Origin of the sequence: Terriglobus sp. YAF25 (genome assembly GCF_052113305.1) — a bacterium.
Taxonomy (GTDB): Bacteria; Acidobacteriota; Terriglobia; order Terriglobales; family Acidobacteriaceae; genus Terriglobus.
Genome location: NZ_JBFRCY010000051.1, coordinates 1 through 13,592, shown reverse-complemented (window position 1 = coordinate 13,592; position 13,592 = coordinate 1). Strand labels below are relative to the sequence as shown.

General features: G+C 57.2%; 11 protein-coding genes and 1 tRNA gene. 6 read left to right on the top strand and 6 right to left on the bottom strand.

Going from position 1 to position 13,592, the window contains the following annotated elements; translation table 11 throughout:
- Together AB4043_RS03415 and AB4043_RS03410 are read right to left on the bottom strand one after the other, a co-directional pair.
- Positions 1-781: acetaldehyde dehydrogenase (acetylating) (locus tag AB4043_RS03415; protein ID WP_442306504.1), on the bottom strand; the 781-nt coding region annotated here is incomplete at its 3' end.
- 67 nt (positions 782-848) lie between these two features.
- Positions 849-2,678: a thiamine pyrophosphate-binding protein gene (locus tag AB4043_RS03410; protein WP_442301793.1), complete on the bottom strand. Its 1,830-nt coding sequence runs from the start codon at positions 2,676-2,678 to the stop codon at positions 849-851.
- A 159-nt stretch (positions 2,679-2,837) separates the two neighbouring features.
- On the opposite strand from AB4043_RS03410, the gene AB4043_RS03405 reads away from it, so the two are divergent.
- The gene (locus AB4043_RS03405; RefSeq protein WP_442301794.1) at positions 2,838-3,911 is read left to right on the top strand and encodes an NAD-dependent epimerase/dehydratase family protein; all 1,074 of its coding nucleotides are present in this window, start codon (positions 2,838-2,840) and stop codon (positions 3,909-3,911) included.
- A gap of 273 nt (positions 3,912-4,184) precedes the next feature.
- Here the strand turns inward: AB4043_RS03405 and AB4043_RS03400 are convergent.
- Together AB4043_RS03400 and AB4043_RS03395 are read right to left on the bottom strand one after the other, a co-directional pair.
- Positions 4,185-4,273, bottom strand: a tRNA-Leu gene (locus AB4043_RS03400).
- A gap of 123 nt (positions 4,274-4,396) precedes the next feature.
- Positions 4,397-5,803 carry a glycoside hydrolase family 125 protein gene (locus tag AB4043_RS03395; protein ID WP_442301795.1) on the bottom strand — a complete coding sequence of 469 codons (1,407 nt, stop codon included), beginning with the start codon at positions 5,801-5,803 and terminating at the stop codon, positions 4,397-4,399.
- A gap of 57 nt (positions 5,804-5,860) precedes the next feature.
- Here AB4043_RS03395 and AB4043_RS03390 point away from each other — a divergent pair, with 57 nt between their 5' ends.
- From AB4043_RS03390 to AB4043_RS03375, 4 genes are all read left to right on the top strand, one after another.
- On the top strand, positions 5,861-7,114 hold the full coding sequence (locus AB4043_RS03390) for an ABC transporter permease (protein WP_442301796.1): 1,254 nt from the start codon (positions 5,861-5,863) through the stop codon (positions 7,112-7,114).
- A 131-nt stretch (positions 7,115-7,245) separates the two neighbouring features.
- The gene (locus AB4043_RS03385) at positions 7,246-8,193 is read left to right on the top strand and encodes a carbohydrate kinase family protein (RefSeq protein WP_442301797.1); all 948 of its coding nucleotides are present in this window, start codon (positions 7,246-7,248) and stop codon (positions 8,191-8,193) included.
- A gap of 75 nt (positions 8,194-8,268) precedes the next feature.
- Entirely contained in the window at positions 8,269-9,528 is a 1,260-nt protein-coding gene (locus AB4043_RS03380) for an ABC transporter permease (RefSeq protein ID WP_442301798.1), read from the top strand.
- Positions 9,529-10,403: 875 nt separating this feature from the next.
- Entirely contained in the window at positions 10,404-11,840 is a 1,437-nt protein-coding gene (locus tag AB4043_RS03375; protein ID WP_442306503.1) for a trypsin-like peptidase domain-containing protein, read from the top strand.
- Positions 11,841-11,985: 145 nt separating this feature from the next.
- Here the strand turns inward: AB4043_RS03375 and AB4043_RS03370 are convergent, their stop codons facing one another.
- Positions 11,986-12,255 (bottom strand): hypothetical protein, encoded by a 270-nt coding sequence (locus AB4043_RS03370; protein WP_147647584.1) that lies wholly within the window; start codon positions 12,253-12,255, stop codon positions 11,986-11,988.
- Positions 12,256-12,436: 181 nt separating this feature from the next.
- Positions 12,437-12,898 carry a hypothetical protein gene (locus tag AB4043_RS03365; RefSeq protein ID WP_442301801.1) on the bottom strand — a complete coding sequence of 154 codons (462 nt, stop codon included), beginning with the start codon at positions 12,896-12,898 and terminating at the stop codon, positions 12,437-12,439.
- Positions 12,899-13,176: 278 nt separating this feature from the next.
- On the opposite strand from AB4043_RS03365, the gene AB4043_RS03360 reads away from it, so the two are divergent.
- On the top strand, positions 13,177-13,592 hold a 416-nt coding region (locus AB4043_RS03360; RefSeq protein ID WP_442306502.1), incomplete at its 3' end, for a CYCXC family (seleno)protein.

Below are 13,592 nucleotides of genomic sequence, written 5' to 3'. Positions count from 1 at the left end.
GGCCATTCACCTTCACGGTAACAACGACTCGGCCGTCTTCGATCAGTGGTCCCACCAGCAGACGGTAGCCAGGTACATATTCCTGTACTTTCGTTACCATGGCTGCAATGCTCTGAGAAATGATCTCCAGATTTGGGGATGCTACCTGCACGAGAATGCTGGTCTGCATGTCGACACACGGCACTGCTGGGTTCAACGTTAGAATTGCCTTCGCAGCCTTGACGCCGGAAAAACTCTTGATCGCCGCTTCCGTCGTGTCGATGTATTCATCCAGGTTGATCCGAGTGGCAGGTCCTGCGCTCCGCGAAGCAATGTGCGAAACCACTTCGACATACGCAATCTCTTTCTGGACCTGAGAGATCGCATACACAATCGGAATGGAAGCCTGTCCGCCGCAGGTGATCATATTGAAATTCGGTGTCGCCGATATGCTGTCAAGATTGATCGACGGTATGCACATCTCGCCGATCTTCGATGGCGTCATGTCGATAACAAACTTACCCAGCGACTTCAGGATTGGCCAATGCTGCAGATGTGCCAACGCCGATGTGGCATCCACCACGATGTCGCAGCAGTCAGGATCATCTTCAATTGCCTTGATGCCCTGATCCGAAATCTTCACACCAAGTTCATTCGCTTTCCGCATGCCCGCCGAGCCTATATTGCGGCCGATGAAAAGCGAACAGGTGAGGTTTGGCGAACGAAGAATTTTAATCAAAAGATCGGTTCCAATGTTGCCACTGCCCAGGATTGCGACTCGAACCTTTTCGCGGGAACTCATAGTTGCACCCTCAGATTGCGAGAACTATTGTTTGCCTCGTTGGTTGGTGGCCCGCAAGATATCGAAATCAAGCGACCTCAATCTGCTTTGATTTGTCGTGAACGCCCGCGATCATGTTCTTCTCAAGTTCGTCACGGGGAATAAATGGTGAGAGGTCTTCCAGCGGAGGCGAAATCAGCGTACCGTTGCCAAGATTCGCCAGGGAGAGCTTAGGCAGGAAGGGCTGCTGGGGGTCCATAAATACTTCGCAGATGACGGGTCCATCATGCGCCTGCACCTGCGGGAGTACGGTCGCAACATCATCCCATGTCCTGATCTGATAGGCCGGGAAGCCGAATGCACAAGCCAGCTTACTGAAGTCCGGACAGGACACGCCGCTTGCTTTATCCGTGCCCACACGCGCGTGGCCATAGAAAGCTTTCTGGGTGTGCTTGATCATGAGATAACCGTCATTGTTGAAGATGAACAGCTTAATCGGCAGATTGTGGTGAGCCATTGTCTGCAACTCTTGCAGATTCATCATCATGCCGCCGTCGCAATTCAGGCACATCACCTCACCCCGGTCGGTCGCGAAGGATGCACCCAGTGCGGCAGGCAAACCGTACCCCATCTCCCCCAAACCGGTGGATGTCACCAGGCGTTGCCCCGGTTTGAACTTCAAAACCTGGTGTCCGCTCAAAAGAGCGGTTCCCATGTCGGTCGCAACAATCTGATCCGCCTTGAAGTATCGGTTTAATTCTTCCATAAAGGAGTAGGAGTTGATGTAACCCTCCGCGTCCTTGTGTTCGCGTTTGCGATCCACCCATGGATATTGCTGGCGATACGAGTTGCACGTTGCAACCCAATCGCTATAGTCCGGTAATCTGCCAGCCTCTGGATGGGCCAAAACACCCGCAATAAACTCCCGTGCATCTGCGCAAATCGGGAGGTCTACGCGACCTTCCAGCTTGGCCAATTCCGTCGGATCGATATCCACGTGAACCAGCTTGCCTGCGCGAACGAATTCCGTAAGGTCGTACCCCACCTGAGGCACTGCCAGACGTGTGCCAATCGCTACAACCAGATCCGCATTCTGCAACACAAAGTTTGCACAGCGCTGCCCGTACACGCCCGCCCGCCCATACACCAGAGGGTGGTCGGAGTCGACCATGTCGATTCCCGCCCATGAAACAAGCGAAGGCACATTCAATTTTTCAATCAGGGGYTGAATGAGACTTTCGCCCCCCGCCAGGCGAATTCCGTGTCCAAGCCACAGAAGGGGACGCTTCGCATGGTTTAACATGTCCAGCGTCGCTGCCACCGACTTCTGAAGAGGATCTGGCTTGCTGGTATAACCCGGCACAAACGTCCGTGCAGGTAATAATTCCGGATCGACCAACTTGTCCTGTAGATCCATCGGGATATCGAGCCAGCAAGGACCGGGACGGCCGGAACCCGCCACCTCAAACGCAGAGGAGAGTTCTTCACCAATATCCATCGGATGCTGCAGCCGCGAAACCCGCTTACAAACGCTCCGCACCAGACCGCTGCTGTCATACCCTTGCACGCCCCACATGCGCAGCGGATTGTCCACGTGCGTGTGCTTCGACGCCTCGTTGCCAGAGATTACGATTCCAGGAATCGAATCCGCCCAGGCACTCACCACGCCTGTAAGCCCGTTCGTCGAGCCTGCGCCCGTCGTCAGGAGGCTGGCCGTGATCTTTCCCGAGATACGGTAGTAAGTTTGCATCGCCATACAGGCAGCCTGCTCATGATGAACACAAACGATTTCAGTGAAACCGCGCGCCGCGATTGCTTCGAACAATCGTACATTTCCGGCACCGATGATGCCGAAGACATGACGAATCTCGCGGTCGGCCAGAAAGTCGGCCAGATATTCACTAACTTTTTTTTTCATTTAGCGGTACCTTGCAGAAGTGGAATTCGCAGCTGGCTCACTCCTTAAACCTAGCATGAGATGAACTACGGCCCGGACAGCAGATGGGCGGTGGCGACGAAGGGTGCAGACCAACGGATACCATTGCATCTGTAGCTCTCAACAGAAAGTGGGCGTGACTTGCTGGAAAAACCGATACAAGCTCCTGCAAAGCCTTTACCGGCTCGAGACCTTGAGCTAATCCTGAAAGCAGTGGGGTCAGACTGGGAGCAGCTCCGTAACCAGAAGATCTTCATCACTGGAGGAACAGGTTTTTTCGGCTGTTGGCTTCTTGAGAGCTTCATAACGGCTAACCGCGCCTTGAACCTGAATGCAGAGGCAGCAGTTCTCACACGCGATCCCGTCGCATTCGCCGGTAAGGCTCCGCACATTGCATCGGACTCCTCCATTCAACTCATTGCTGGCGATGTGCGCACCTTTAATTTCCCGACAGGTGACTTCCCATTCATCCTTCACGCGGCAACCGAGGCAAGCGCCAGCCTTGCAAAAGAGCGCCCTTTAGAAATGCTGACTACCATTGTCGATGGCACTCGCCGTGTCCTGGAATTTGCTGAGGCAAGCAAGGCTCGCAAGTTCCTGCTCACCAGTTCCGGTGCTGTTTATGGCGTGCAGCCTTCCGAAATAACCCATGTGCCGGAAAGCTACTTGGGCGGTCCCAATCCGGTCGACCCAGCATCGGTCTACGGCGAAGGGAAGCGTATTTCTGAACAGATGTGCGTCCTTCATGCTGCCCACAGCAACTTCGAATGCAAAATTGCGCGCTGCTTTGCTTTTGTAGGCCCGCACCTTCCGCTGGATGCGCATTTTGCCATTGGAAATTTTCTAGGCGACATTATGCAGGGCAAAAAGATCCACATTGGTGGAGATGGTACGCCGATGAGGTCATATCTCTACGCCGCCGACCTTGCTATATGGCTTTGGAAGATGTTGTTTGTTGCCCCCGCCGGTCAAGCCTACAACGTAGGTTCTGACGAAGATTTATCTATCCTGGATCTGGCTCAAACCATGGTTGCTACTCTAGGGCAAACCACCGCGATCGATGTCGCTAAGGTGCCCGTCCCCGGCGCACCCATCCTTCGCTATGTCCCTGCAATCACAAAGGCACAAAGAGAACTGGGTTTACACCCGTCTGTGGGTCTCAGAGAGGCTATCCGCCGTACAGCTGAATGGCATGGCTTCCCGGTCACAAAGTAAAAAACCCACATTTCGTGGGCTAGAGCATTTTTCCTGTAGGTGTAGTGCAGGGCTCATGCATCTATGGGCGTTTTCCGCAATGAAAACGCCGCTGCACACTTCCTCCGGATACCCAGCAACAGGAGAAATGCTCTAAATAGTACCGATGATTCCTATTGGTTGCGGGGGTAGGATAAGCCCAATGACTCGCATTGTCCTGGTCAACCACGATAAAGGTTGGTGCGGGCGGAGGGGAAATGCTGGGACGGACGGAACGTTTCCAAAGAAATTCATTGGTGCCCGGAGGGGGACTTGAACCCCCACGTCGCTTTCGCAACTGCGGATTTTAAGTCCGCTGTGTCTGCCGATTCCACCATCCGGGCACGCCTCTTAGATGCTATCGCAACTAGAGTATTTCCCTGCGGGTGTGATGTAGGGCTTCCGCATCTATGGGCGTTTTCCGCAATGAAAATGCCGCTGCACACTACCCAGCAACAGGGAATGCTCTAAGCGATCCAATCCGGATGGTTGTAGACCATATGAGCCACCATCTCGCCGAACAAGGTATTGGCCCAGGCAAACCAGGAGCGGGTGAACTTCGCAGGATCGCTCTTGAGGTAGCTCTCGTGGATGAATCCAGTCGCGCGGGCGGCCGTCTTCAACATCGTCAGCGCAGGTCCGGCCTCCTCCTTCTTTGTACTGGTCAGTGCATAGATGGTTTGCGACATCGGCCAGATCATGTCGTCGCCGATATGCGGCCCGCCGATTCCCTCACCCGCCGATCCGCGAAAGAACCAGGGATTGCGCTCGCTCCACACAAAAGCGCGCGTGCGCGCGTACATCGCTGCATCCGGCGATGCGTTGAGATACGGCAGCGCCAGCAGGCTGGGCACGTTGGCATCATCCATCAGCAACTGGCCGCCGAATCCATCCACCTCAAAAGCCCAAATGGTGCCGGTGTCGAGCTTCGCTACCGCGTATTGACGCAGAGCAACTTCGACCTCGGTGGCGAGGCTCTGTGCCTCCTGCGCTGTTGCGCTGTCATGCACGACCGTGTTCATCATCTCGGCGAGTTGACGCAGCGAGGTCACAGCAAAGAGATTCGATGGAACCAGGAACGGGAAGACGCACGCATCATCGCTCGGGCGGAAGCCGGAAAAAATGAGTCCCACTGGCTTGATCGGGTTGCCCTTGCCGGCTCTGGGCAATGTCTCGGTCGAGCGATCTGATTTTCGCAGGAACGTATATGGCCCATCGCCATTCTTGCGCTGCTGCACCCGCATCGTGCTGACAACGGTGCGCATGGCTTCAGTCCACGCGCTATCGAATGGCTTCGTATCTCCCGTCGCCTTCCAGTAGCCATAGCTGAGGCGGATGGGATAGCACAACGAGTCGAGCTCATACTTGCGCTCCCCCACGCCGCGTTTCATCTCAGTCTGATCGGAACGGCCCCACTCCAGCGGCGGGTCGTCAAGGTTCGCCATAAAGGCATTGGCGTAGGGATCGATCAGAAGGCAGCGAGCCTGGCGGCGGATGACACCTTCGAGCAGCGCACGCAGCTTCTCATCCTGTTTTGCCAGTGGAACATACGGCCAGACCTGAGCGGAGGAGTCCCGCAGCCACATCGCGGGAATATCCCCGGTCAGCACTACCGTATCGGGCTTACCGTCCGCGGTTCCCGGCTGGACGGTCGTGTCCAGCGTGTTGGGAAAGCAGTTGATGAAGAGCTGCCGTAGCTCCGGATCGGCGATCCGCTTCGCGGTCTCGGCGATATAGCGCTCTACGCCCTCCGAGGTAAACTTCCGGTCTGCCGGCTTCGGCCTGCAATCCAGTACCTCTGCCTGCAGTCCAACACTCTTCCCGGCAAGGGCCAACGTGCCCAGCTTCATCACTTCCCTGCGTGTCCAATGCATATTTCTGATTCTGCTCCAGATGGAACTTTCCAGCCATGGATATCGTACCTATCTGACATGCCGCTTCGCGAGATCTTCCTGCAAACGCTCGCCGCGCTGTGGGCTACCAAGCTTCGCAGCTTTCTCACCATGTTCGGGATCGTGTGGGGCATCACCTCAGTCATTCTGCTGGTTGGGTTAGGCATCGGCTTCAGCAAAGACCAGCATGAGCGCATGAAGGGCTTGGGGACAGACATCGCCATCATCTGGGGCGGCAAGACCGGAGCCCAGGCCGGTGGTTACGTTGCCGGACGAGATATCCGGCTGGAGTATGGTGACGCGCTCGCCATCCGGGACCAGGCAGCGCTGGTGCAGCATATCTCTCCAGAGATCAACCGGACCGTCAACGAGGTCTCGCAATACAACGCCGCCAACCGTGCCGTTCGCGGTGTATGGCCGGAGTATCAGGCCTTCCGCTCCATCAAGGTCTCAGAGGGCCGCCTGATGACCGAACGCGACGAGGCCGACGGTGCGCGTGTGGTCCTTCTTGGCGATGACACCAAGCAGCAGCTCTTTCGCTCCAACCAGGCTGTCGGACAGATTATCTCCATCGCGGGCTATCCCTACGTGGTGATCGGCATCCTGCAAAAAAAGAAGCAAAACGGCTCGTATGGCTCCGGCCGTGACGGCACCCAGCTTTTTGTCCCCTACTCGTCGATGGAGCGCGATTTCCCGCCGGCGCGCAAGGGAGTCTTTCCGGGCTGGCTGAACGATATCGTCGTCCAACCGGTCTCTCCCGAGAAGCATGAGGCTGCGGTTAAAGAGGTCTATCGCATCCTGGGGGAGCGCCACCATTTCAATCCGGACGACAAGGAGGCTCTCTGGGTGTGGGACACCCTGGAGGGCGCGAAGTTCGTGGACCGGATCTTCGGCGTCATGACCATCTTTCTGGGAGCCGTCGCCCTGCTGACCCTTGCGCTGGGCGGCATCGGGGTGATGAACATCATGCTGGTGGCCGTAACGGAACGGACCCGGGAGATCGGTGTGCGCAAGGCTCTAGGTGCCCGCGCCGTCGATATCCATAGGCAGTTTCTGGCCGAATCGGCCATTATTACCATGGTCTCCGGCACCATCGGTTTCTTTCTCGGAGCCGGTGTCTGTGTGGTTATGCGCTATATCCCGATGCCGGATTTCGTGCCACATCCGGTCATTTCGCCGATCGCGGTCGTGCTTTCTCTACTGACACTTACCGGGATAACCTTGTTCGCCGGCACCTACCCGGCCCGGCGGGCCGCGATGTTGAGCCCGATGGAATGCCTCCGAACCGACTAGAGCATTTTTCCTGTTACTGGTATCCCGGGAGGAGTGTGCAGCGGCGTTTTCATTGAGGAAAACGCCCACAGATGCATAAGCCCTCCACTACACCTACAGGAAAATGCTCTAACGGCGTTTACACTAGAAGGATGGAGAGTACCCGGAAGGTCGACCTGGTTGGTGTTGGCCTGAATGCTACTGACACCGTCCTAACCCTTCCTACCTTCCCTGTATTTGGCTCCAAGGTGGAATATCACGACTCCGTCGTTCTTCCCGGCGGTCAGGTCGCCAGCACTGTAGTTGCATGCCAGAACTGGGGACTCAGTACCCGCTATGTCGGCAAGCTGGGCGATGACCAGGCAGCCGATCTGCACCATCGTGCTTTTGCCGATGCCGGCGTCGAGACCAGAATCGTCACCGTACCTGACGCCCACTCACCGCAATCGCTCATCCTGGTCGATCCCAGTGGTGAACGCACGGTGCTCGTACGTCGCGATGATCGTCTGACACTGAAGCCCGAGGAGCTCCTCCGCGAGTGGATCACCGATGCCCGCGCCCTCCATGTCGATGGGCAGGACACAGCCGCTGCCACACAGGCAGCACAGTGGGCTCGCGAGGCCAACATTCCTGTCATTGCCGATCTCGATCTTCAGTTCCCGGGCATTGACGATCTGCTGATCAACATCGACTACCTGATCGTCAGCCGCGACTTCCCCTCCCGCCTGATGAACGAGCCTGACCTCGAGACCGCACTCCAGAAGATGCAGCGCCGCTATGGAAACACGCTGGCCGCCGCGACCCTAGGGCCAGATGGCGTGCTGGCCTTCGATGGAAAGAGTTTCTGCTACCGACCTGCCTATCGGGTCCATGCTGTCGACACAACCGGCGCCGGCGACATCTTCCATGCAGGCTTTATCTACGGCATGCTGCAGGGCTGGGCTCTGACCCGGCAGCTCGATTTTGCCTGCGCCGCCGCGGCTCGGAACTGCACCGCGGTAGGCGCGCGCGGAGCCATCGACTCGCGAGATGCGATTGAATCGCTAATCACCGCGGACGAGCGGTACCCATCGCTGTCGTTTGATTCCGTAACTGCCTGATCTGATTCCGTACGCAGATTCGCGGAACTCCTCTCCCCCGATCTGCGTATCTCCCTGCATCCAGAGCTTGCCGCTATGATGCAGATCAAGGAAACCGTTCAGCAGTCCATTCAGTCGCTCCTGCGCAACCGCCTGCGTTCGGGCCTGACCATGCTGGGAATTGCCTGGGGCCTGGTGACCGTTGTGCTGCTGATCAGCTACGGAGCAGCTCTCGGACAGACCGTGCTGATGGGCTTCCTCGGCATCGGCAACAACGTCATCATGGGTTGGGGTGGCCAAACCTCCATGCAGGCCGGCGGGGAACGGTCCGGCAAGCGGATTCACCTCACCGCAGAAGACGCCGATGCGGTTCGTGAGCAGATGCCGTTGATCCGCGCCTTTTCTGTCGAGAACGATACCTCATACAGCTTCAAGTGGAACGCGAAGGCGGTCAACATCCAGGTCAAAGCCGTCGAGCTTCCATATGACGGCATGCGGAGGTTGGTGGTGGAGGAGGGCCGGTACTTCACCCCAGACGATTTCACGGAGCACCGCAAGGTCGCGATCTTCGGCCCACATGCCGCACAAAAGCTCTTCAACGGATACCCGCCAGTTGGACAGACGGTCCAGGTGAACGGACAGACCTTTACCGTAATTGGCGTACTACGGAACAAGATTCAGGACTCCTCCAACAACGGTCCCGACAACGAGAACGTCTTCCTCCCTTTCTTTAGTCTGCGCGATCTGGAGAACGTACGCGATCCTTCGTCGCTGGTCTACCAGCCGCTCTCACCAGAGCTGCACAAGAAGGCGACCAGTGCTGTTCGTGCCATTCTTGCCTCGCGTCACCACTTCAATCCGGCCGACGATAAGGCATTCTCCACTTGGGACACGATCGAAGACTCGGGAGAGATTATGCAGTTCTCCACCGCGCTTGAAGTGCTGCTGGGCATCATTGGAGCGATGACACTCGGCGTTGGCGGCGTCGGCGTGATGAACATCATGCTGGTCTCTGTAACCGAGCGGACGCGGGAGATCGGGCTGCAGAAAGCGCTCGGCGCCAGACGGCGCGATATCCTCGCGCAGTTTCTACTCGAAAGCCTGACGCTGACCTTCCTTGCAGGCGTCCTCGGGATGCTCGCCGCGATCGCTATCGCCCACATCATCCCGCCCATGCCGCTTTATTCCGATATGTACAAGACGGCCAACAGTGAAGGCGACATCATTCTGCGGCCTAACCTGATGATCGCGCTGATCTCCTTCGGCATTCTGGCGATTGTAGGTCTGGTCTCGGGCCTTCTGCCCGCCTGGCGCGCCAGCCGCTTGGACCCTGTTGCGGCACTGCGGTATGAGTAACGGCTGGATGACGGACCACACCTGCTGCTAACGTGGCTCATGCGCCTCACGCTCGCTCTCGCGCTTTTTACAGCCACGGCCTCGGCCCAGTTCACACTGCAGCAATCCAACTCCACCGCCAGCTTCCGTGGCATTCACGCTGTGAGCGACATGGTTGCATGGGCCTCCGGCACGAATGGCACGGTACTGCGCACCGTTGATGGCGGTGAACACTGGCTGGCATGCGCTGTTCCTCTGGACGCGGAGAAGCTGGATTTCCGTGGAATTCAGGCATTCGATGACAAGACTGCCATCGTGATGTCCAGCGGTAAGGGAGACGCATCGCGGATCTATAAAACCAGCGATGGATGCAAACACTGGAAACTGGCAATGACGAACACGGAACCCGAAGGGTTTTGGGATGCACTTTACAGTGATTCCAGCGATCACGCCTGGGTGATGGGAGATTCCATTGACGGTAAGAGCGTCATGCTGGAAGTTCGTGCACTCGACGATGCCGAGCCGGAGCTTGAAATGTCTCTTTCGAATCGTGAAGTGGATCGAGGAACCTCCAGCTTCGCCGCCAGCAACTCAACCCTCTTGGTTCTGAACAAAGCTGTACAAGAATCCGTTTGGAAGTACTCGCGCTGGTGGGCCGGCGACGTTCCCGAACATGCCTATGTCTATCGACTTCGCGAGGAGAACAATGCCACGTGCAGACCATGTCGAGAGTTCACTGACAAGATCGAAGTTCCGATGGCTCAGGGAGTCTCCACGGCGGGTATCTTTTCCCTGGCCTTCCATCCGGCCGAAACGCTCGTAGCGGTTGGCGGCGACTATAAAACGCCCGAATCGCCGATAAAGACCGCCGCCTGGTCCGCGGACTACGGCAAAACGTGGACCCTATCGGCAAAGCCACCGCATCCCTGGCTATCTTTCTTCTGTTGCCCTTTTCTACGGCGCATGCGCAGGCCCTTGCCGCGAAGTCGCCCCTGGTGCAGTTTTCCGACGATCTTGAGGCACTTTCCTCGCGGGTCATGCCGACTGTCGTGCGCATTACAGCGCAGGTCTACGTCGGCGATCACGAGGACAGCACACCGATCAACCCAACGGCAAATAACAGCAACAGCAGCTTGCCCGATACAGGTCTGGTCACAGCCGGCACCGCTCAGGGATCCGGCGTACTGGTCTCCGACGATGGCTACATTCTCACCAATGCTCACGTCATCGCCGGAAGCGCCAACCTGCGTGCTGAGGTTCGCATGGTCTCAGGCAAACTCCGAGTTCTGCCCGCGACCCGTGTCGGCCTGGATGAAGATACCGATCTGGCGGTCCTGAAGATTAATGTTCCGGAGGGTGAAGAGCTTGCCTTCCTGGATATCACCCATCTCCCCCCGGCACACCAGGGCCAGGTTGCGATTGCCTTCGGAAGCCCCTTCGGGTTTGAACGCTCGGTCACCATGGGTATTGTCTCCGCGGTACGCCGGCAGTCCTCACCGGACGATCCCAGGCTATGGATTCAGACGGATGCGGCAGTAAACCCCGGTAACTCCGGCGGTCCTCTGGTGGATGTCCGAGGCCGTCTTCTCGGTATCAATACCCTGATCTATTCGGAAAGCGGCGGCAATGAGGGCATTGCCCTGGCTATTCCCGCCGATACAGCCCGCACCGTGTTCAACGCCATCCGGAAAAATGGCCACGTCACCCGATCCACGCTCTCGATTACGACACATACGCTGTCACGGGACCTGACGCGCGGATTGGGGCTGACCGGGACGCAGGGCGTTCTGGTGGAAGATGTGTGGCCAGCGGGCAGCGGGGAACGTGCCGGCATTCTTCCGGGCGATATTGTGCAGGAAGTGAACGGCAAGAAGGTCACCTCGATCGTCAACTACACGCAGGTGATCTCCGCACTGGAGCCGAAGAAGCAGGTTCCCATTACAATCGCGCGTGGCGACAAGACCCTAAATCTTACGGTCGAGCCAGACCGTGCTGGCTCCCGCGCCCGCTCCCTGACCTCCGACATCAGTTTTGGACGCAACCTGATTCCCCGCCTGGAGATCTTTGGCGTGACTGTTGACCCCGATACGCCGAATGAGTGGAATCCGATCCGCAGTCCTCAAGGGGTAATGGTTGTTGCGCGATCGAGCGCTCTGCGTGTTGCCGAGAGCAACCTGCGCCCGCRTGACGTGATTCATGCGGTCAACGGAAAGCCTGTCACTTCGGTTGAGACACTACGCCGGGAGCTGGCTCAGATCCCAAATCGCGAGTCCCTGGTGCTGCAGATTGAGCGCGATGGAAACCTGTCGTATGTCGTCGTGCCTCCGGGCTAGACCATTTTCCCTGCGGGTGTGATACAGGGCTTCTGCATCTATGGGCGTTTTCCGCAAAGGAAACGCCGCTGCTCGCTCCTTCTGGGATACCCAGCAACCGCGAAAACGCTCTAGCCGAAGAAATGAGAGTTGGAATTAAGAGGCGTTATTGTGATCGCCTGAAAGCAATGTGGTTGTCTTCGTCCACGAAATACTCGGCCGAGCAGCTATCTCCACCGCAGATCATCGGCTCCAGGCCAAAATACTGGCTCCGCTTGATCAGGCCCATGCAACCACAGCGGGGGCAGGCCAGAACGGCAAAATAAGGGTTTTCCTCTGAACCGAAGCGCCCTTCTCCGTCCAAGACAAAGACGGTTCCGGGGGCCATCTGCTCGGGGATCCATGCTTCCAGGAATTCCAACTCCGTCACGACCATTGCCTGCCTCTTTCCGTTATTGCAACGTATCTTTGGCTAGCCTCGCCTGCTGCTGCGGGGAAGTGCGGCGGGTGCAGCCGGCAAGTCCCGGCTGCACCTTGTTTGGTGCAAGGATACAGGCACATCACTACCTGTCAAATGAAAGTTGGCTCCTTTTGGGGAACCGGAACGGGTTCCCGTTCTATTCCAGGAAATCTGCTTCGCGCTTCCTCGCCCAGATAACAAAGGCGATGGATATACCGGTATAAATAACCAGCCAAAGCAGGGTTCGAAGGCTGGCATTCACGATCAGGCCCCACCGCGTCCATGTGTGAACGGACATATCAATGGTAGCCACCCAGCGCTGATAGGCGGATCCGACTCCGTCAACCGCCACTCCTACAAGCCCGGCGTAAAAAAATCCCTTCTGCATCTCGTCCGAACGCCGGAGGTTCTGCCAGGTGAGGGGGCTGGTAAGAAAAGTTGTGACCAGGGCGATCAGCGCCCAGATGCCGGCGGCAACGACAAAGTGCTCATTAATGTAGTCCCATTTCGTCGCGAAGCGGGAGCAAACCGGTCCTAAAGGATTGAGAACATAGAAGATATCCGATGCCAGGAACTCGGATACGACCAGGATGATGGAGAGCGCCAATCGAAAATTCAACTTACTTACCTTCCGAAGTGGGGGGGGAGGAGAGCCCGCCTCAATTTCTATTTTCCGTTCGCCGGCAACTTTTCTTTTAGTGTAGACGCAACTTCAATATTAAATTTGCGTCCTAGCTAATGTAACGCCCACGATGTGCTATTCTCGTGGAGTAAAGGATTCATCCGAACCATAGTTCGGAAACAAGTTGCGTCACTGGCCTCCCGGCACGAGCAGCAATGTTCGTGCCGTCTTTTTTCTTTGCCTGCCGTCTAACCCCTCAGAGATCGACCTTTCCTATGAAGAAGCGCGTTCTGACCGTAATCGGTATCGCCGTTTTCACCCTGGCCGCCTACGCCCAATGGTCTAACCCTGCCAATGACATTCCCGCATACAACGCGGCGCCGCCCAAGGGAGCACTGCCGCCGATCATGGCCGGCCAGCAGCTCTCCGGCGAGTACTTCTCGCATCCCTATCAGGTGAAGACGTATCAGATGGCCGCGAAGGTCTCGCCAGTACTGCACCAGCTTCCCTGCTACTGCCATTGCGACCGTTCCATGGGGCACAACAGCCTGCACAGCTGTTTTGAAGGGACCCACGGAGCCGCCTGCTCCACCTGCATGAAGGAAGCCGCCTTTGCCTATCAGCAGACCAGGCTTGGCAAAACACCGGCGCAGATTCGGGCTGCGATTGAACGGGGCGAGTGGATGAACGT

Coding starts and splice junctions, on each gene's coding strand:
- AB4043_RS03370 (WP_147647584.1), bottom strand. CDS start 12,255: ATGGTCGTGACGGAGTTGGAATTCCTGGAAGCATGGATCCCCGAGCAG.
- AB4043_RS03380 (WP_442301798.1), top strand. CDS start 8,269: ATGATGCAGATCAAGGAAACCGTTCAGCAGTCCATTCAGTCGCTCCTG.
- AB4043_RS03395 (WP_442301795.1), bottom strand. CDS start 5,803: ATGCATTGGACACGCAGGGAAGTGATGAAGCTGGGCACGTTGGCCCTT.
- AB4043_RS03385 (WP_442301797.1), top strand. CDS start 7,246: ATGGAGAGTACCCGGAAGGTCGACCTGGTTGGTGTTGGCCTGAATGCT.
- AB4043_RS03390 (WP_442301796.1), top strand. CDS start 5,861: ATGCCGCTTCGCGAGATCTTCCTGCAAACGCTCGCCGCGCTGTGGGCT.